The 18,354-nt window shown below is 68.4% G+C and carries 18 protein-coding genes and 1 tRNA gene; 10 read left to right on the top strand and 9 right to left on the bottom strand.

Translation table 11 applies throughout. The annotated features are described in order from the left end of the window. Nucleotides 1-89: 89 nt before the first annotated feature. Nucleotides 90-851, bottom strand: coding sequence for a glucose 1-dehydrogenase (locus Q0982_RS23210; protein ID WP_322097098.1), 762 nt, complete (start codon nucleotides 849-851; stop codon nucleotides 90-92). A 137-nt stretch (nucleotides 852-988) separates the two neighbouring features. Between Q0982_RS23210 and Q0982_RS23205 the strand changes: the two genes are divergently transcribed. Both Q0982_RS23205 and Q0982_RS23200 read left to right on the top strand, forming a co-directional pair. After that, on the top strand, nucleotides 989-1,744 hold the full coding sequence (locus tag Q0982_RS23205) for a sulfite exporter TauE/SafE family protein (protein WP_299400291.1): 756 nt from the start codon (nucleotides 989-991) through the stop codon (nucleotides 1,742-1,744). Nucleotides 1,745-1,768: 24 nt separating this feature from the next. Beyond that, nucleotides 1,769-2,062 (top strand): DUF1330 domain-containing protein, encoded by a 294-nt coding sequence (locus tag Q0982_RS23200; protein WP_299400289.1) that lies wholly within the window; start codon nucleotides 1,769-1,771, stop codon nucleotides 2,060-2,062. Here Q0982_RS23200 and Q0982_RS23195 read toward each other — a convergent pair. Both Q0982_RS23195 and Q0982_RS23190 read right to left on the bottom strand, forming a co-directional pair. After that, nucleotides 2,059-3,225 carry a dimethylsulfoniopropionate demethylase gene (locus tag Q0982_RS23195; RefSeq protein ID WP_299400287.1) on the bottom strand — a complete coding sequence of 389 codons (1,167 nt, stop codon included), beginning with the start codon at nucleotides 3,223-3,225 and terminating at the stop codon, nucleotides 2,059-2,061. The two genes, Q0982_RS23200 and Q0982_RS23195, sit on opposite strands and share 4 nt — an antisense overlap. Before the next feature lie 150 nt (nucleotides 3,226-3,375). Continuing rightward, complete coding sequence (locus tag Q0982_RS23190; RefSeq protein ID WP_299400286.1) at nucleotides 3,376-4,047, bottom strand: hypothetical protein; 672 nt, start codon at nucleotides 4,045-4,047, stop codon at nucleotides 3,376-3,378. Between the two features lie 204 nt (nucleotides 4,048-4,251). Here Q0982_RS23190 and Q0982_RS23185 point away from each other — a divergent pair, with 204 nt between their 5' ends. After that, the gene (locus Q0982_RS23185) at nucleotides 4,252-4,944 is read left to right on the top strand and encodes a hemolysin III family protein (RefSeq protein WP_299400284.1); all 693 of its coding nucleotides are present in this window, start codon (nucleotides 4,252-4,254) and stop codon (nucleotides 4,942-4,944) included. A 10-nt stretch (nucleotides 4,945-4,954) separates the two neighbouring features. Here Q0982_RS23185 and Q0982_RS23180 read toward each other — a convergent pair whose 3' ends face one another. Next, the gene (locus tag Q0982_RS23180) at nucleotides 4,955-5,968 is read right to left on the bottom strand and encodes a 1-aminocyclopropane-1-carboxylate deaminase (RefSeq protein ID WP_299400283.1); all 1,014 of its coding nucleotides are present in this window, start codon (nucleotides 5,966-5,968) and stop codon (nucleotides 4,955-4,957) included. A 154-nt stretch (nucleotides 5,969-6,122) separates the two neighbouring features. Between Q0982_RS23180 and Q0982_RS23175 the strand changes: the two genes are divergently transcribed. Beyond that, nucleotides 6,123-6,602 carry an Lrp/AsnC family transcriptional regulator gene (locus Q0982_RS23175; RefSeq protein WP_299400282.1) on the top strand — a complete coding sequence of 160 codons (480 nt, stop codon included), beginning with the start codon at nucleotides 6,123-6,125 and terminating at the stop codon, nucleotides 6,600-6,602. A 30-nt stretch (nucleotides 6,603-6,632) separates the two neighbouring features. On the opposite strand, the gene Q0982_RS23170 is transcribed toward Q0982_RS23175, so the two are convergent. The 5 genes from Q0982_RS23170 to hemC all read right to left on the bottom strand — a co-directional run bounded on the left by Q0982_RS23170 (nucleotide 6,633) and on the right by hemC (nucleotide 12,221). Next, nucleotides 6,633-6,708, bottom strand: a tRNA-Thr gene (locus tag Q0982_RS23170). 265 nt (nucleotides 6,709-6,973) lie between these two features. Further along, nucleotides 6,974-8,740 (bottom strand): heme biosynthesis protein HemY, encoded by a 1,767-nt coding sequence (locus Q0982_RS23165; protein WP_299400281.1) that lies wholly within the window; start codon nucleotides 8,738-8,740, stop codon nucleotides 6,974-6,976. Between the two features lie 3 nt (nucleotides 8,741-8,743). Continuing rightward, the gene (locus Q0982_RS23160) at nucleotides 8,744-10,420 is read right to left on the bottom strand and encodes a COG4223 family protein (protein ID WP_299400280.1); all 1,677 of its coding nucleotides are present in this window, start codon (nucleotides 10,418-10,420) and stop codon (nucleotides 8,744-8,746) included. 96 nt (nucleotides 10,421-10,516) lie between these two features. Beyond that, nucleotides 10,517-11,290, bottom strand: coding sequence for a uroporphyrinogen-III synthase (locus tag Q0982_RS23155; RefSeq protein WP_299400278.1), 774 nt, complete (start codon nucleotides 11,288-11,290; stop codon nucleotides 10,517-10,519). Continuing rightward, nucleotides 11,271-12,221, bottom strand: coding sequence for a hydroxymethylbilane synthase (hemC, locus tag Q0982_RS23150; protein ID WP_299400276.1), 951 nt, complete (start codon nucleotides 12,219-12,221; stop codon nucleotides 11,271-11,273). The genes Q0982_RS23155 and hemC overlap by 20 nt, the downstream gene beginning before the upstream one ends. A gap of 88 nt (nucleotides 12,222-12,309) precedes the next feature. Here hemC and tsaD point away from each other — a divergent pair, with 88 nt between their 5' ends. The 6 genes from tsaD (at nucleotide 12,310) to Q0982_RS23120 (ending at nucleotide 18,133) form a co-directional block, all read left to right on the top strand. Continuing rightward, on the top strand, nucleotides 12,310-13,368 hold the full coding sequence (tsaD, locus tag Q0982_RS23145) for a tRNA (adenosine(37)-N6)-threonylcarbamoyltransferase complex transferase subunit TsaD (protein WP_299400351.1): 1,059 nt from the start codon (nucleotides 12,310-12,312) through the stop codon (nucleotides 13,366-13,368). Nucleotides 13,369-13,391: 23 nt separating this feature from the next. Then, nucleotides 13,392-14,390, top strand: coding sequence for an NAD(P)H-dependent glycerol-3-phosphate dehydrogenase (locus tag Q0982_RS23140; protein ID WP_299400274.1), 999 nt, complete (start codon nucleotides 13,392-13,394; stop codon nucleotides 14,388-14,390). A gap of 76 nt (nucleotides 14,391-14,466) precedes the next feature. Next, entirely contained in the window at nucleotides 14,467-14,745 is a 279-nt protein-coding gene (locus tag Q0982_RS23135) for a YciI family protein (RefSeq protein ID WP_299400272.1), read from the top strand. 14 nt (nucleotides 14,746-14,759) lie between these two features. Beyond that, a complete protein-coding gene (locus Q0982_RS23130) occupies nucleotides 14,760-15,161 on the top strand; it encodes an EVE domain-containing protein (protein WP_299400348.1) in 402 nt (133 codons plus the stop codon). Between the two features lie 216 nt (nucleotides 15,162-15,377). Continuing rightward, a complete protein-coding gene (gene acs, locus Q0982_RS23125) occupies nucleotides 15,378-17,321 on the top strand; it encodes an acetate--CoA ligase (protein ID WP_299400271.1) in 1,944 nt (647 codons plus the stop codon). Between the two features lie 116 nt (nucleotides 17,322-17,437). After that, nucleotides 17,438-18,133: a hypothetical protein gene (locus tag Q0982_RS23120; RefSeq protein ID WP_299400269.1), complete on the top strand. Its 696-nt coding sequence runs from the start codon at nucleotides 17,438-17,440 to the stop codon at nucleotides 18,131-18,133. The last annotated feature ends 221 nt before the right edge of the window (nucleotides 18,134-18,354 follow it).

Below are 18,354 nucleotides of genomic sequence, written 5' to 3'. Positions count from 1 at the left end.
ACGCGCCTCCTCAAGGTGAGGCCTTCTCTGATCCCTCATGCTGAGGAGGCCGCGCAGCGGCCGTCTCGAAGCATGGTGGCCGGCGTCCTCTAGATGCAGCGCCCACCGTCCACTTCCAGCGTCACGCCGGTCAGGAACGCCGCCGCGTCGGAGGCGAGGAAGAGCGTCGCCTCGGCGATGTCGTGCGGCGTCGAGAAGCGGCCCAGCGGAATGGTCGCCTCGAACTTCCGGCGGTTCTCCGGCGTATCGGGGAGGCCCATGAAGGTCTCCATCAGGGCCGTCTCGCCGATCACCGGACAGACCGCGTTGACGCGGATCCTGTCGGGCGCCAGTTCCACCGCCATGGACTTGGTCATGATGTTCACCGCACCCTTGGAGGAGTTGTAGACCGTCAGCCCCGGTCGGGGCCGCAGCGCGGCGGTCGAGGAGGTGTTGACGATGCAGCCGCCGCCTTCGGCGCGCATCAGCGGAATGGCCGCCAGCGCGGCGAGGTAGATGGCCTTTACATTGACGGCGTAGATGCGGTCGAACTCCTCCTCCGTCACCTCGGTCATCGGCTTGTTGCGATGGGAGACGCCGGCGTTGTTGACCAGGATGTCGAGCCGCCCGTAGCTGTCGAGGGCCGCGCGCATCATGCCATCGACGTCGCCCCTGTTGGTCACGTCCGCAGGCGCCGCCACCGCAGCGCCGCCGGCGCTGTCGATCTCCTGGGCAACGCGCTCGGCTGCCGCGCCGTCGATGTCGGCGACCACCACACGCCCGCCTTCCGCTGCAAAGAGTTTTGCGATGCCCTCGCCGAAGCCCGAACCGCCGCCGGTGACCACAGCGACCTTGCCGTGAAGCCGCATCATTCCCTCCCTCATAGTCTCTGAACCTATACTCAATCGAACAGACCAACCTAGCCCATCGCGGCACCCCAACCCAAGATCGCTGCTGAACAATGCCGGCGCTTTCGCCGCGGCCGGACATACGCCTATGATCCATCCCCATGTGGGCGAGTGAGGAAATCCTGATCGTGGCGGCGAGCTTTCTGCTGGCCGGCCTGGTGAAAGGCCTGGTCGGCCTCGGCCTGCCCACCATCGCCCTTGCGCTGCTGGCGACCCAGATGGACCTGAAAGCGGCCATACCCCTGGTGCTGGTTCCTTCCCTGGCCACCAACATCTGGCAGGCGCTGGCCGGTGGCGCGCTGAAAGCGCTGGTGTTGCGGCTCTGGATCTTTCTGCTGGCAGCCTGCGCGGCCATCTGGTTCGGCGCCGGCCTGCTGGCCGGGCTCGACGCCAGCCTGCCGTCGGGGCTCTTCGGCGCCCTGCTCTGCGTTTATGCGCTGGTCAGCCTGACCGGCCTGCAGATGCCGCCACCGGGTGCGAAGGAACCCTGGCTGTCGCCGCCCCTGGGCCTGGTCAACGGCGCCATCACCGGGCTTACCGGCTCCTTCATCTTTCCCTCGGTGCTCTACCTGCAGGCCCTCGGCCTGTCGCGCGACCATCTGGTGCAGGCCATGGGTCTGACCTTCCTGGTCTCCACCCTGGCCCTCGCCGTCGCGCTCAGGGGTCACGCACTGTTGCCGGCGGAGGCCGGCCTGCTGTCGGCGGTCGCCCTGCTGCCGGCACTGGGCGGCATGGCGCTGGGGCAGGCTTTCCGTAAGCGCCTGCCGGAGGCGCGCTTTCGCAAGCTCTTCTTCGTCGCGCTCACCGCCCTCGGCGCCTATCTCGCCTGGGCCGCCTTCCTCGCGCCGCTATACTAGGCGGCCACAAACCGGGAGACGATCATGGCCGCCTACGTTGTCGCACATATCGACGTCACCAACCCCGAAGCCTTTGAGGCTTACCGCGACGCCGTGCCGGCCGTCATCGCCGCCCACGGCGGGCGCTACCTGGTGCGCGGCGGCGCGGTGGAGACCCTGGAGGGCGCGTGGACGGTGCCCCGGCTGATCATTCTGGAGTTCCCCGACAAGGCGGCCGCCGAGGGCTTCTATCACTCCGCCGCCTATCAGAAGATCCTGCCCCTGCGCCTGGCCAATGCCGAAGGGACGGTCGCCATCGTCGAGGGCGTCGAAAGCTAGACCGTCTTCTTGGTGACGAACGGCAGCGGGCTGACGCTTGCGTTTCGAACCGACGCCCTTGTCTTCCCCTCAAGCTGGCCCTCAAGCTGGCCCTCAGGCTGGACCGTCAGGACCGTCCCCTCGGCGCTGTACTCCGCGGTGACGAGGCAGAGGGCAATCGTCTGCTCGAGCCGGGGAGAGTAGGCCACGCTGGTCACGCGGCCGACCGCCTGCCCGTCCCGGACGACGGCAGCGCGCTCAAGGCCTGCCGTGGTCTCGCGTCCGCCCTCGATGATCAGGCCGACAAGGCGTTGGCGCACCCCGTCCTGCGCGATACGGGCGAGCGACGCCTTGCCGATGAAGTCCGCCTCCTGCTCCAGGTCGATGAGACGGCCGAGGTTCATCTCGTAGGGATTGTTCTCCAGGGTCATGTCGGCGCCGTAGGAGAGCAGCCCGCCCTCGATGCGGCGGATGGTCGAGGGCGTGGCCGGCTTAATGCCGTGGGGGCGGCCCGCCTCCATGATGACCTCCCAGAGCCGGTCGCCGTCCGCCCCGTTCTGCAGGTAGATCTCGTAGCCGCGCTCGCCGCTCCAGCCGGTGCGCGAAACGATCAGCGGCATGCCGTCCAGATCGAATTCTGCGAAGCGGAAGTACTTCAGGTCGTTCAGCGCGGCGCCGAACAGCGCCTCGCCCACCGCTGCCGCCAACGGCCCCTGAAGCTGCAGGGGGGAGACGTCCGGCTCAAAAACCTCCACGTCGTAGCCGCCGGCAAGCGCGATGCCCTTGGCCCAGAGCAGCACGTCGCTGTCGGCCAGGGAAAGCCAGAAACGGTCCTCCGCAAGCTTCAGCAAGACCGGGTCGTTGACGATGCCGCCGCGCGCATCGGTCATCATCACGTACTTGCACTGCCCGACGGCGCAGGAGGAGAGGTCGCGCGGGCTCAGGCGCTGGACGAGGCGCGCGGCGTCGGGGCCGACGATCTCCACCTGCCTCTCCACCGCCACGTCCCAGAGCGTGACGCCGTTCACCAGATGCCAGTAGTCGGCCTCCGGGCTCTCGTAGTAGAGCGGCAGATACATGTGGTTATAGACCGAGTAGGCCTTGCAGCCGTAGCGCTGGGTGGCGGCGAAGTACGGCGAGCGGCGCACCCGCGACGACAGCACGATGTTCGAGACGACGGACATGACCGCTCTCCGGCAGGGAAGACTTCGGCAGCGTAAGGAAACCTGTCTTGGCGAAGGGATGCGGCAAGCGGCCGGGCCTGTCGCCCCCGAAGGCGACACGCGGTTATCCCAGTGGCGACTTGCTTATGCGGCGACTGCTTCTGCTGTCCCCTAGAGCATGCTGTCCACGAAGCCCGGCGGGATCCAGCCGGCGCGCCAGGTCTCCAGCGGCACCACGTGGGCGGGACGGCCGTTGTCCTCGAACCAGGTGTCGATGGCGTAGGCCTTGCCGGTCTTCATCTCCTCGACCACGGCGGACTGATGCGGCCACTCGCCGTCGATCAGCAGGCCGCGCCCGGCCCAGCCCGTGATCTTGTGCCACTTCAGGTAACCGGCCCGAGCCATGAGGGTCAGGTAGACCGAGGTGTTGCTGGTCTCGTCCACGCAATCGAGCTGATCGTTGCCGCTGATGGCGTTGAAGGTACCGGCCTCGTCCTTGTAGGTCCCGGTCTGGCGGCCCACCGCCTCTTCCAGGATTGCCGTCGCCATGGCGATGCGGGTGCGTTCGATGTCCGCAGAGGCCGCCGGCTCGGCGAAGAGATCGGCCACCGGGTCCCAGTCCATCTCGGTCAGCGAGACCTGGGAGACCAGGCGGCAGCCATGGCCATGGCAGATCGAGAAGTTCTCCAGCTTGGCGCCGGTGAAGTTGCGCTCGGCCATCAGGGCGTCGTAGTCGCCGCCGGGCGTGCCGCAGGCCGCGAGCAACGCCATAACGCCGCCGGCCAGAACCGGCCGCAGCCCGACCGCCGCACACAGACGCCCTGTGCCCAATTCGAAGCTCATCTCTTCCCCCCAACAGAACCGGTGCCCGAAGCAGATCTGCTCCGGGGGCAACCCTTCCCTCACGGCGCCGGGGCGCATTTAACCACTCCCGCCATAGAGCTGCAAAGTCACAGTGGTGTTATAGGCGGGTCCCGACGGGAAGCCCCCCTTGCCGCCGCGCCGGGGCCTGAGGGATGATAGGACCCTCAGGAGGAGGCGCCGGCAATGTCCAAACCCCTGCACTTTCCCCAGTTCACCAGAGGCGAGCGGCTGGCCGACGCCGTGGTCCACATCCTGGGCGTCAGTGCCAGCCTGGCTGCCGCGCCGGCGCTGCTGGTCCTCGCGGTCTGGCACAGCCAGTCCTCCGTCTTCATTGTCCGGCCGGAGCTTTTCAGTACGGCCAACCTCAGCCTCGCGGTCTACGGCCTGGGCCTGGTGGCCGTCTTCGCCTGCTCGGCGGCCTACAACATGGCCTGGCATCCGAATTGGAAGGAGGTGCTGCGGCGCCTCGACCACGCGGCCATCTTCGTCATGATCGCCGGCAGCTATACGCCCTTCTCCCTGGCGGTGATCGGCGGGACCTGGGGCTGGGCGCTGTTTGCCGTGGTCTGGGCCGTGGCGGCCCTGGGCGTCGCGCTGAAGCTCTTTCTGCCGCGCCGCTTCGAGCGGGCGGCCATCGTGCTCTACTTAGCCCAGGGCTGGTCGGTCCTGGTGGTCGTGGAGCCGCTGGCGGCCGCGCTCTCCACCCCGGCCCTCAGCCTGCTGGTCGCCGGCGGGGTGATCTACACCCTGGGCGTCGTCTTCCACCTCTGGCGCAGCCTGCCGTATCACAACGCGATCTGGCACGCGCTGGTGCTGATCGCCGCGGCCTGCCACTACCTCGCCATCCTCGACGCCGTGGCGCTGGGGACCGGGTGATGAGAGCGGGTCAGCCGTCGCGATAGAGGTAGCTGTAGGCGTTGATGGCAGGCACGCCGCCAAGGTGTGCGTAGAGGATGTTTGAGCCGGCCGGAAAATAGCCCCGCTGCACCAGATCGATGAGCCCCTGCATCGATTTTCCCTCGTACACCGGATCGGTCATCATGCCCTCCATGCGCGCAGACAGGCGTATGGCCGCGTTGGTTTCTTGCGACGGGACGCCGTAGGCCGGGTAGGCGTAGTCCTCCAGCAGAACGATGTCTTCTCCGGTGATCTCCCGCCCAAGGTCGACCAGGGTCGCCGTGCTGCGCGCGATCTCCAGAATCTGGTCGCGGGTCTGTGCCGGAGCTGCCGAGGCATCGATGCCGATGACGTTGCGCGCCCGGCCGTCCCTGGCGAAGCCCACGACCATGCCGGCCTGGGTGGAACCAGTCACGGAGCACACGACGACATAGTCGAAGGTGAATCCCATGGCCGCTTCCTGGGCGCGGACCTCCTCCGCGAAACCGACATAGCCAAGCCCGCCGAACCTGTGCACCGAGGCGCCGGCAGGAATGGCGTAAGGCCGGCCGCCCTCGGCCTCGACCGCGTCCAGGGCCCGTTGCCAGCTCTCGCGGATGCCGATGTCGAAGCCTTCGTCGATCAGCTCGATCTCCGCGCCCAGAACCCGGCTCATCAGGATGTTGCCGACCCGGTCGTAGACGGCATCGGGGAAAGGCACCCAGCTTTCCTGGACCAGCCGGCACCTCAGGCCGAGCTTGGCGGCGACGGCGGCCACCTGGCGCGTATGGTTCGACTGAACGCCCCCGATGGTCACCAGCGTGTCCGCCCCCGCGGCCAGGGCATCCGGGACGATATATTCCAGCTTGCGGATCTTGTTGCCGCCGAAGGCAAGGCCGGAATTGCAGTCCTCCCGCTTGGCGTAGAGCGTCACCCCGCCGCCAAGATGCGCCGACAGGCGGTCCAGCCTCTCGATGGGCGTCGGCCCGAACATCAACGGATAGCGTTCGAAACTGTCCAGCACTGCGGCCTCCCTGCGTACCGGCCCGGATGGTGTCTGAGCGCGGCAGTGTAGCGGCAGCCGGATGAAATTGGCTCTCGAACTGAGCCTCTGAATAAGTCAGAATTCTCACCTCATGCCCAATTACTCCCATACTCTCTAAAAAATTCCCACATATATGAAAGATTCTCCCACAGAAACCGATCTCGATCGCATAGATCGCCGCATTCTCCGGCACCTGCAGCGGGACGGCCGGCTGACCAACGCGGAACTGGCTGCCAAGATCAATGTCAGCCCGGCGACCTGTCACCGCCGCACCCAGCGCCTGTTTCGCGAAGGCATCCTGCGGTCGGTGCGTGCCGAGGTCGCGCCGGAGCGGGTCGACCGCGGCGCGCTGGCCATCGTCGGCGTGGTGCTCGACCGTTCGACGCCGGAGAGCTTTGCCGCCTTTGAGACGGCCATCACGAAGCTTCCCTTCGTGCTGGACTGTCACCTCGTCGCCGGCGACTTCGATTACTTCTTGAAGATCCGGGTGCGCGACATCGCCGACTTCAATCGTCTGCATGGCGAACGGCTGATCGCCCTGCCGGGCGTGCGTCAGACACGCACCTTCTTTGTTATGAAAGAGGTGATCGACAATGCGCCGCTGGAGTTTTGAGCGCAGCGGTATTGAGGTGTCGGGGAGGAATGGTGCCGCCTGCGTGACTTGAACACGCGACCCTCGCATTACGAATGCGATGCTCTACCAACTGAGCTAAGGCGGCACACCTGTAGCCGGTTTCACGCCCGGCCACCTGAATCGGCGGGACCTTACGGCGAAGCTGTCGCCAACGCAAGTGCGGCAGGCCCCTCCAGACACCCCTCGATCCCTAAGCGAACGGCCTTAATCCAGGGTTAACGGCGCGCGCCAGCGCGCCTTGGCGTCGTTGAATGCGGTTCCAGCCCGCTCCCCCTCCCGGCCACCCATAGGATACTGGTGCTGGGTGGCCGGGAGGGGGAGCGGGCCGGCGCCGCAAAACCGGAACAATCCTAGCGGGGGTCGCGCTCGATGCGCGGGGGCACCGAGCCCTCGACCGCCGCCGCCTCCTCCGCGTCTTCGTCGCCGAGTTCAGGGCGTTCGACCGCCCGGCTTGTACTGGCGGGCGGCTCCTGCCCGTTCGGGCCGAGACCGCCGGCCGGTGGGGCGGGCGGTGCCGGAGGCTTGGGCAGCGCCGGCTTGACGTCGGAGGGGCCGATTTCGGCTGAAGCGGCAGCCGGCGTCGTGGGCGCCGGCGCCGTTTGCGGCTGCGCTGGCTGGGGCGGTGCCGCAGCGGGCTTGGCCACGACAGCGCCGGTCTGCTCTGGCTCCCCGCCGTCGGGACGGTCGGGCGGCTGGTCCGGCAGCTTGGCGAGCGGCATGGTCACCGGGGCGACCCGGCTTTCGCCGCTGCGCGCCCCCTGCTTTGCGGTGATCTGGGCGAGCGCGGAGCCCGCGCCGGACACAGCCAGGCTGCCGACCCGGCGCGGGGCGCCCCAGGCCAGGGAATCGAAGCTGCCGCAGGCGCCGCAGTCGACCGACCAGCGCGCCGCCACCGCCCCGCAGGTGGTGCAGACCCAGGCGGGATCGCGCGGCGCCTCGCCGGCCCGCTCCAGCCAGGCGCGGGCGGCGGCGATGTCGCCGTGCTCGGACTCCTCAAGCCGGGCCATGAGCCGGCAAACGTGCGCGCGGGCCGGGTCCTCGCCCTCCAGGGTCACCAGAATGCCGAGATGGCGCCGCGCCTCGCCCCACAGCCCGGCATCCAGGTTCGCTTCCGCCAGCGCCAGGTGGCTTTCGCGGTGGTTCGGGTTCAGGGCCGCCAGCTTGGTGAAGCGCTTGACCTGCTCCAGCGGCTTGGCCGCGGGCGCCGCCTTGCGGTAGAGCGCCGCCAGCTCCGCCGAGGGGCTGCGCGCCCAGATACGCTCCACCACCTTGGCGGCCTCGCGGAAGCGCTCGCTGTCTACCGCCAGCCGGGCATGCAGGACCGCCGCGGCGAGCAGGGCGGCATCGGCTTTCTGGGCCGTCCGGCTGAGGCTCAGCGCCTCGTCGCGCCGGCCTTCGGCGAGGGCTTTCTCCGCCTTGGCAAGCGTGATGACGGCCCCCTTGTGATCGGCCTCCGGCTTTGCCAGGGCCTTGATCTTGGCGGCCTGCTTCAGGGCCGCCGCCGCGCCGTCGTAGTCGCCGGTGCGCTCGCTCAACTCGAAGAGGTTGGTCACCACCCAGGGCGTCTTGGGGCGCATGGCATGGGCTTCGCGCACATAGCCGAGCGCGCGCTGGTCGTCGCCCTTGCGCAGCGCCTGCATCAACAGACCGCGCAAGCCCAGGAAGCGGGTCTCCGGCTTCTCCAGCATGGCGTTGAAGTACTTCTCCGCCGCCAGTTCGTCGCCGTTGAGCTGGGCCGCCTGGGCCGACAGCAGCAGGGTGAGCGGCGGGTCCTCCAGCAGGCTGTCGGCCTTGCGCGACCAGCGCGCCGCCTCCTGCGCGTCGCCGGCGGCCACCGCCACCATACCCTGGCTGAGCGCGCGGAAGCCGCGCCGGCGCCGGCTGGCGGAAAGCGCGCGGCCGATGGTGCCGGGGGTTCCGAGGATCAGGGTGATGATGCGGTAGAGAATGATGACCGCGACGGACAGCAGCACACCGGCCAGCACCAGCATGCCGATCGGCGGTTCCATCTGGTAGCCGAGCCATTCGATGGAAACCCGGCCCGGGTGTTCCGCCAGCCAAAAGGCGGCGAGAACCGCCAGGGCGGCGAGCGCGACGAAGACGATGACGCGGCGCATGGATTATCCGCCCGCCGTCAGGCGAAACCGTTCGGAGACCATGGCCCCCAGGGCGCTGACCGCCTGATTGGCGGCGACCCGCGCCTCGGCTTCACCGCGCCACTGCGCCGCCGCCTCTGCCGCCGCGCCGGTGAGGCTGGAGATCTCCGCCAGGGCGCCTTCCAGGTCGCCGTCGTTCAGCTTGACCTCGGCGCGGGCGGCGACCGCCGTCGGGGTGTCGCCTTCGACCAGTCCGACGGGACGCAGGTTCACGGCCTCCGAAAGGCGGCGCAGGACGCCGGCCGACCAGCCCTCGCCCTCCTCGCCCAGCTCGATGGCGGCGAGGCGCCGCGCGACCTCCGGAAAGGCCGCCTGCAGATCCCGCAGGCTCGGCAGGCCCGCCGGGGCCCGCCGCTCCAGGGGTGCGGTGATCTCGGTCAGCGCGGCATCCCCTTCGGCCAGGTTCTGGAGCATGCGCAGGGGTTCCTCGTAAGGGCCGGAGCCACGGATCGCATCGCGCAACTGCAGCATGGCCAGGAGCATCAGCGTCTCCTGACTGCCGGGCGCGGCGTCGCGGCTGGCGGCCGCCGTGGCGAGATCGCGTTCGGCCTGTTCCAGGCGGGCCACCAGTTCCGACTGGGCGGTCAGCAGTTCGTCGAGACGCGCCGCCTCGCTGCTCAGGCGGCTGCTCAGCGCCTCGGTCGGAATGCCCGCCGCGGCCTGGCTTTCCTCGAGCGACTGCAGCCGGTCGGTCAGGCGTGCCAGGTTGGCGCTCAGGGACTCCAGTGCAACCCGGGTTTCGGGGTCCTGGCCGGCGCCCTGCGAGACCGCGACCTCCAGAGCCGAGAGACGGTCGTCGACCGCGGCAACCGCATCCGAGTTGTCGGGCGGCAGCGCGGCCTGCAGCTCCGCCAGCCGGGCATCGAGATCCTGCAGCGCAGTGGCCACGGCCTCCTGCTGCTGGCCAGTCTGGGGATCGATCAGCGGCAGCCAGTAGCCGCGGCTGAAGACCGTGGCAACGGCAATCGCCACCGCCAGCAGCACGCCGAGGACAAGACCGGGCACCAACGATCCGGACCGCCGTGCCGGCGTGGAGGCCGCGCTTGTCTGTTCAGGCTTGGCCAACGGGTCCGGTTTCGCTGCCGATTCCGGTTTCGGGGACTGGGCCGGGGCCGCCGCGGCGCGGGAGGCCTGGCTGCTGCGCGAGGCCATGGAACCGGTGGCGCCCTGAGCGGCCTTTTCCGTCGTGCCGGCCGAGGGTTTTTCCGCAGCCGGGGTTTCCGCCGCAGGGGTCTCCGCCGCAGGGGTTTCCGCCGCGGGGGTTTCCGCCGCGGGGCTGTCCGCCGTCTTCACTTCCTGGGCTTCTGCCTCGATGACCGGCGGCGGCGTCGAGCCGGCCTCCGGCAGGGCGGAGGCACGCAGCAGCGCGGCGTCCAGGGCCAGCCCCTTTTTCTGGGCGGCGGCGCGGATCTGATCGTGGCGGTTGGCCGGGATCGACTCCCGCTCCTTCCAGCCCTGCACGGTGGAGACCGCGACGCCGAGATCCTTCGCCATCGGCCGGATGCCGCCGAAGAGCTCAATCACCGCAATAGCCGGCGCAGCCTTCTTCTCGCCCGGCTTTTTGCCGTTCGCCTGCTGGCCGTCGGCCTTGTTGTCGCCTGTGGCGGCCGTCTTGCCGCCCTGCCCTTCGGATTCCGCCATGATCCCCGCAGATGCCCTAAATCGGGTGCCCTTAGATCGGACGCCGCACGCCCCCCAATACCTCAGGCCCTTCGTTGCAGCGCAGTATGCGCCTCATTACTCGCGCTTCGCAGCCAGGGCGTCAAGCCGTGCCAGCAAGGCCGGCTGATCCGGCTGCTCGGCCACCGCCACCGCCGCCCAGGGCAGCCCCGAGAGGCGTTCGGCAACGGCCTGGCTGAGGCACAGGGCGGCGACCCGCCCACAAGCCCGAACGAGGCCTGCCTCCGCGATCAGGCTAGCAAAGGTGGCCGCTGTCCTGGGGGAGAAAAATGTGACGGCGTCGATCAATCCTGAGTCGAATTTGCGAACAAATTCCTCGGAAAGGCTCTGCGCCGGCACGGCATCGTAGAGAACCGCCCGCAGCACCTGGAACCCGTCCTGCGCGAGCAGCCCCTGAAGGTCGCCGGCCAGCTTGCCCGCCGCCGGGTGCAGCAAAGGGCCGGCGCCGGGATCGAGGGTTTCCCCGACAAGCTGCGCCAGGTCTTCGACGGTGCCCGCGGCGGAGTGCACCGCGGTGAAGCCCGCCGACCGCGCCGCCGCCGCCGAGGCATCGCCGACGGCAAAGACCGGCAGCGTCCGGCGTGCGTCGCAACGCATAAAGGCGCGTAGGCCGTTGGCACTGGTGATCAGCAGCGCCTGGACATCCTCGTGACCGGCCGGCCAGGCCGGGTCTTCCCGCGCCTGGATGGCGAGCAGCGGTTCGTGATGAACGGAGTGCCCGCGCACGGTGAGGGCTTCGACCAGGGCCTCCGCATCCTCGCGCGGGCGGGTGACGACGACGCGCAGGCTTCGTGAACCCGGGTCCGAGCCGTCAGTGTCCGGTGATGGCATCGATGACGTCGCTGCCGGCGGAGGCCAGCAGCTCCTGCCCCAGCGCCTTGCCGAGCCCGACCGGGTCGGCCACCGAACCCTGCAGGTCGGCGCGGAAGACGGCGCTGCCATCCGGCATCGCGAGCAGACCGCGCAGGCGCAGGCCGGTACCGTCCTCTGCCAGCTCCGCCAGCCCGGCGATCGGCGTGCGGCACGACCCTTCCAGAACTTCCAGCATGGCCCGCTCGGCCACAACGCGGAGGCCGCTGTCACGGCAGCAGATGGCATCGAGCAGGCTGCGGCTGCGCGCGTCGCCTTCGCGGATCTCCAGACCGATGGCGCCCTGGGCCACCGCCGGCAGCATCTCTTCCACCGGGAGTGCGGCGGTGATTCGCTCCGCCTTGCCGAGGCGGCGCAGCCCGGCCACGGCCAGCAGAGTGGCGTCGACCGTTCCGGCGGCCAGCTTGTCGAGGCGGGTGTCGACGTTGCCGCGGATCGGTTCGACTTTGAGATCCGGGCGCGCAAGCAGCACCTGGGCCTGGCGGCGCAGGGACGAGGTACCGACCCTGGCACCCTTCGGCAGGGCCGCCAGGCTGTCGCCGTGCGGCGAGAAGAAGGCGTCGCGCGGGTCCTCGCGCGGCAGGATGTGCTCCACCACCAGCCCGTCCGGCAGCCAGGTGGGCACGTCCTTCATGGAATGCACGGCGGCATCGATCTCTTCGGCGAGAAGGGCTTCTTCGATCTCCTTGGTGAAGAGTCCCTTGCCGCCGATCTCCGCCAGGGCGCGGTCCTGGATGCGGTCGCCGGTGGTCTTGATCACCACGATCTCGACGGCGCCGTCCCCGGCCAGTTCCGGGTGCGCATCGCCAAGGCGGCGGCGTACCTCGTGCGCCTGGGCCAGGGCAAGCGGGCTGCCCCGGGTGCCGAGGCGGAAGGGTAAGCGTGTCGCCATGCACCAAGCATTAGAGCATGACTGGCTTCGCCACAATCCTTGCTCTAAGGTCCGGCGCATGGCCGAGACGGAACCCTCAAGCGACGCGCTGACCGTGCTGGGCATCGAGACCTCCTGCGACGAAACCGCCGCGGCGGTGGTAACCGGCGCCGGCGAGATCCGCGCCAACCTGGTCCTCTCCCAGCTCGACGAGCACCGCCCCTTCGGCGGCGTCGTGCCGGAGATCGCCGCGCGCAGCCATCTCGACCACATCGACCGCCTGGTCGAGCAGGCGATGGCAGAGGCGGGGCTGGATTTCCCCGAACTGGACGGCGTCGCCGTCACCGCCGGGCCCGGGCTGATCGGCGGCGTCTTCGTCGGCGTGATGACCGCCAAGGCCATCGCCCTGGCCTGGGAGCTGCCCTTCCTGGCCGTCAATCATCTGGAGGGCCACGCCCTGACCGCGCGGCTGGGAAGCGATCTCGCCTTTCCCTATCTGCTGCTGCTGGTCTCCGGCGGTCACTGCCAGCTCCTGGCGGTGGAAGGTGTGGGACGCTACAGACGCCTGGGCGGCACCATCGACGACGCGGTGGGCGAAGCCTTCGACAAGACGGCCAAGCTGCTCGGCCTCGGCTATCCCGGCGGGCCCGCGGTGGAACGCCAGGCGGCCGGGGGCGACCCCGAGGCCTTCGATCTGCCGCGCCCGATGCTGGGACGCGCCGGTCTCGACTTCTCCTTCTCCGGCCTCAAGACCGCCGTCCGCCATGCCGCCGACAGCGCCGGTCTGCTGGACAACCCCGATGGCGACCCGGCCCGCAAGGCAGACCTGGCTGCCGCCTTCCAGACCGCGGTGGGCGACATCCTGGCGGAGCGCTGCAGCAAGGCCCTGGCGGTCTTCGCCGAGGACTACGGCCGGCCGGGGCCGCTGGTTGTGGCTGGCGGGGTCGCCGCCAACCGGCACCTGCGCCAGCGCCTGGACACGGTGGCACAGGACATCGGCAGCACCCTGATCGCACCGCCGCCGGCGCTCTGCACCGACAACGCCGCCATGATCGCCTGGGCGGGGGTGGAACGGCTGAGGCTCGGCCTCACCGATCCCCTCGACTTTGCCGCGCGGCCGCGCTGGCCGCTGGAGGAGCTCGCCGCCGAGGCGAGAGGCAGCCGCTGAGGCCGGAGGAGTCGGGACACGTCATGGACCATCTGGCTGTTATCGGTGCCGGAGCCTGGGGCACGGCCCTGGCCGTGGTCTGCCGACGCGCCGGTCGGCAGGTCACCCTCTGGGGCCGCGACCCGGCGCGCATGGAGGAGATCGCAGAAGCTCGCGAGAACACGCGCTACCTTGCGGGCGTCACCCTCGACAGCGGAATCCGGATCACCGGCGACGCCGCCGCGCTGGCCGAAGCCGAGGCCGCCCTGGTGGTGGTGCCGGCGCAGACGCTGCGGGCCACCCTGTCGGATCTGGCTCCCGCCCTGGGATCGGACCTGCCGCTGGTGCTCTGCGCCAAGGGGATCGAGCAGCACAGCGGGCAGTTGACGACTGCGGTGGCGGAGGACTGTGCCCGCAGCAATCCACTCGCGGTGCTCTCCGGCCCCACCTTCGCCGCCGAGGTGGCTGCCGGCCTGCCGACCGCCGTGACGCTGGCCAGCGGCGAAGCCGAACTGGCCAAGGCCCTGGCCCAGGCGATCGGCAGCAGCCGCTTCCGTCCCTATGTCTCCGACGATCCGCTGGGGGTGGAGATCGGCGGCGCCGTGAAGAACGTGCTGGCAATCGCCTGCGGCATTGTCGCCGGCCAGAAGCTGGGCGACAACGCCCGCGCCGCCCTTATCACCCGCGGGCTTGCCGAGATGACACGGCTCTGCCTGGCGCGCGGCGGCAAGGTGGAAACGATGATGGGGCTGGCGGGCCTCGGCGACCTCACCCTCAGCTGCACGGCGACCCAGTCGCGCAACTACAGCCTCGGCCTCGCCCTGGGTTCAGGAGAGAGCCTGGAGGCGGCGCTGGCAGCCAGCCGGGGCGTTACCGAAGGCGTTTATACAGCCAAGGCCGCCGTCGCCATGGCGGAAGCGGAAGGCATCGAGATGCCGATCTGCGCGGCGGTCGATCAGGTGGTGAACCACGGCGCCGACCTGGCCGCCACCATTGAAGGTCTGATGGCCCGGCCTTTCAAGGCGGAGGGCTTTTCGGCATAGTGCCGGCTCCACCGCTACCGGGGCTATCGTCACGGTCAATCCGAAGGGCAGACTTCAGAGGAAGAGAGGGAGTTTCATGGCGTTCGTCTTGTACTGTGTCGACAAGGCCGGCCACGGCCATGTCCGGGCGGAGAACCGGCCGGCCCATCTCGACTACCTGAACGGCAACCTGGATCGCATCCTGATTGCCGGCCCGATGACCAGCGACGACGGCGCCTCGGTAACGGGCAGCGTCATCATCCTGAGCGACGACAGCCGCGCAGATGCCGAAGCTTTCGCCGCCGGCGATCCCTACACGAAGGCCGGCCTCTTCGAGAGCGTGACCATCACCGCCTACAAGAAGGTGCTGCCGTGACCGCCTACTGGCTGATGAAGTCGGAGCCCGGCACCTGGTCCTGGGACGACCAGGTGAAGGCCGGCACTGCGGAGTGGGACGGCGTGCGCAACTATCAGGCCTCCAACAACATGAAGGCCATGGAATTGGGCGATCTGGCGTTCTTCTACCACTCGGTCAACGAAAAGCAGATCGTCGGCATCGTCGAGGTGGCGAAGCTCTACTACCCCGACCCCAGCGATGCCAGCGGGCGCTTCGGCATGGTGGACGTGAAGGCGGTGAAGCCCTTCGAGCAGCCGGTGACCCTGGCCCAGATCAAGGCCGAGCCGAAGCTTCAGGATCTGGCGCTGGTGCGCCAGTCGCGGCTGTCGGTGCTGCCGGTCAGGAAAGCCGAGTGGACCCTGATCTGCAAGATGGGCAAGACCGAACCCGCCTGAGAGGCCCCGTCTGAGAGGCCCCGCCCGCAGGTCGGAGTGCTTATAAGCCTGTAATCCTAGGACTTTGCCGGCCCGCCGACCGATACCAAAGGCCAGGGGCCCGGGCCTTGTTTCCAGCCCCGTTTGCGGAAATAATCCCAATAACTAAAGAAGACGGCACCAAGGGCTAGCCGGCCGTCCGCAAGATCCGATCCTAGCAGGGAGGCCTCCTCAGACATGTCCGAAGCGACCGTATTCCCCGTTCTCGCCAACACCGCGGAAAGCGCCTGGTGCGACGAAGCCGGCTATTTCAAGCTCTACGAACAGTCTATCGCCGACCCTGAGGCCTTCTGGGCCGAACACGGCAAACGGATCCACTGGTTCAAGCCCTTTACCCAGGTGAAGGACGTCAGCTACGGGCCCGGCGACGTCCACATCAAGTGGTTCCACGACGGTACCACCAACGCCAGCTACAACTGCATCGACCGCCACCTGCCGACCCGCGAGAACGATGTCGCCATCATCTGGGAAGGCGACGACCCGAACGAGCAGCAGCACATCACCTACGGCGAACTGCACGAGGCCGTCTGCCGCCTGGCCAACGCCATGAAGGCACGCGGCGTGAAGCGGGGCGACCGGGTGACCATCTACATGCCGATGATCCCGGAGGCGGCCTATGCCATGCTGGCCTGCACGCGCATCGGCGCCATCCACTCCGTCGTCTTCGGCGGCTTCTCGCCGGACGCCCTGGCCGGGCGCATCCAGGACTGTCAGTCCGAATGCGTGATCACCGCCGACGAGGGCCTGCGCGGCGGCCGCAAGATCCCGCTGAAGAAGAATACAGACGCGGCGCTGGAAAGCTGCCCGGACGTCAAGACGGTGTTCGTGGTCAAGCGCACCGGCGGCGACATCGGATGGTCGGAGGGCCGCGACGTCTGGTACCACGAGGCCTGCGCGACCGCGGCGCCGGACTGCCCGGCCGAAGAGATGGAAGCCGAGGCACCACTCTTTATCCTCTACACCTCCGGCTCGACCGGTAAGCCGAAAGGCGTTCTGCACACCACCGGCGGCTACATGGTTTATGCCTCCATGACCCACCAGTACGTCTTCGACTATCACGACGGCGAGATCTACTGGTGCACCGCCGACGTCGGCTGGGTGACCGGGCACAGCTACATCGTCTACGGGCCGCTGGCCAACGGCGCGACCACACTGATGTTCGAAGGCGTGCCGAACTATCCGGACGCTTCGCGCTTCTGGCAGGTCTGCGACAAGCACAAGGTGAACATCTTCTACACCGCCCCAACCGCCATCCGCGCCCTGATGCGCGAAGGCGAGGAGCCGGTGAAGAAGACCAAGCGCGACACCCTGCGTGTCCTCGGCACCGTGGGCGAGCCGATCAATCCGGAAGCCTGGATGTGGTACCACAACGTGGTCGGCGAAGGCCGCTGCCCGATCGTCGACACCTGGTGGCAGACCGAGACCGGCGGCATTCTGATCACGCCGCTGCCGGGCGCGACACCGCTGAAGCCGGGCTCGGCGACGCGCCCCTTCTTCGGCGTGCGCCCCGTTATCGTCGACAGCGAGGGCGGGCATCTGGAGGGGGCCACGGAAGGCAACCTCTGCATCGCCGATTCCTGGCCCGGGCAGATGCGCACGGTCTACGGCGTTCACGAGCGCTTCGTGCAGACCTACTTCTCGACCTATCCCGGCAAGTACTTCACAGGCGACGGCTGCCGCCGCGATGCGGACGGCTATTACTGGATCACCGGGCGCGTCGACGATGTCATCAACGTCTCCGGCCACCGCATGGGAACGGCCGAGGTGGAATCCGCCCTGGTCGCCCACGACAAGGTCGCCGAGTCAGCCGTGGTGGGCTACCCGCACGACATCAAGGGCCAGGGCATCTACGCCTACGTCACCCTCAATGCCGGCGAGGAGCCGACCGACGACCTGCGCAAGGAACTGGTGCAGTGGGTGCGCAAGGAGATCGGCCCCATCGCCAGCCCCGATCTGATCCAGTGGGCACCGGGCCTGCCCAAGACCCGATCCGGCAAGATCATGCGGCGCATCCTGCGCAAGATCGCCGAGAACGACTACGGCAGTCTGGGCGACACCTCGACCCTGGCCGACCCCGGCGTCGTCGACGACCTGATCGAAAACCGCATGAACCGCGGATAGTCGTAAGACTACACCCAATTAAGCGGCCGGTTTCTTCCGAGACCGGCCGTTTCTCTTTGGCCTCTTCGGATCGCCTTTGCTAGCCTTTCGATTGCAACGACATGCCGGGGTGGAGCGTGACGGAGAACCGGAGAAATCGAACGCAGCGCGGCTGGACAGCGCCGATTGCCGCTGCGCTGCTGCTGATGCTGGGCGCTTGTGCCACGGCGGATGTGGACGACGGCAACGGTCGTCTCGTCGCCCTGCCGGACAAGTGGGACACCATCGACATCGGCGAAGCGGATCTCGACCTGCCGCTCGGCTCCCCCTACGAGATCGACGAGCTGCGTCAACGGGTCGGCGCGTATCAGCTCTTCGAGAACCTCTATACCTTTCATGGGGTCAACGGCTTCCTCATCACCTCACGGGTGTTCTTCGGCGCGTTTGCGCGCAACCCCTCGCTGGAGATCCGCGACGAGGACGACTTCCTGCGCTTCGCCAAGAGCCTGCCGGCAGTGGAAAGCCGGCGCCTGACGGTCGGCAGCGCCAAGCGTTTCGGTACCCCCGACAAGGGCAGCACCGGCTACTACACCAAGGCGATCTCGGAGCTGCGCCACGAGGACTGTTTCATCTTCCGCTTTGGCTACCACCTGGTGGACTACAGCTCCTTCGACAGCGACCCCGAGTCCATCGACACCATCGTTACCGGCCAGCTCTGCGGCGATGCCCTGGACGAGGCCGCACTTCTGACCCTGCTGGCGGAGGTGAAGGTGGTGGAAGACCGGGAGGATTTCCGCAAGGCCCTCTCCCGCCGCAAGATCGGCACGATCTAACAACCTCGCCCAAGGCCGCAAGCCTTCCATCGAATCCTCGGCCTCGGACTTGATCCGAAGGTCCACGTACGCGACCCGCCCGGCATGCTTCGAGACGCGCCCTTTGCGGGCGCTCCTCAGCATGAGGAAGAGAACCGCCTCATCCTGAGGAGCCGCGCCCTTATGACACGTGCAGGCGGCGTCTCGAAGGATGGATACTCGGGTCGAGCCCGAGCATGACG

It is taken from the genome of Pelagibius sp. (genome assembly GCF_028281305.1).
Taxonomy (GTDB): Bacteria; Pseudomonadota; Alphaproteobacteria; order Kiloniellales; family Kiloniellaceae; genus Pelagibius.
The sequence above is the reverse complement of the archived record's forward strand: the minus strand, read 5'-3'. Positions and strand labels throughout refer to the sequence as shown.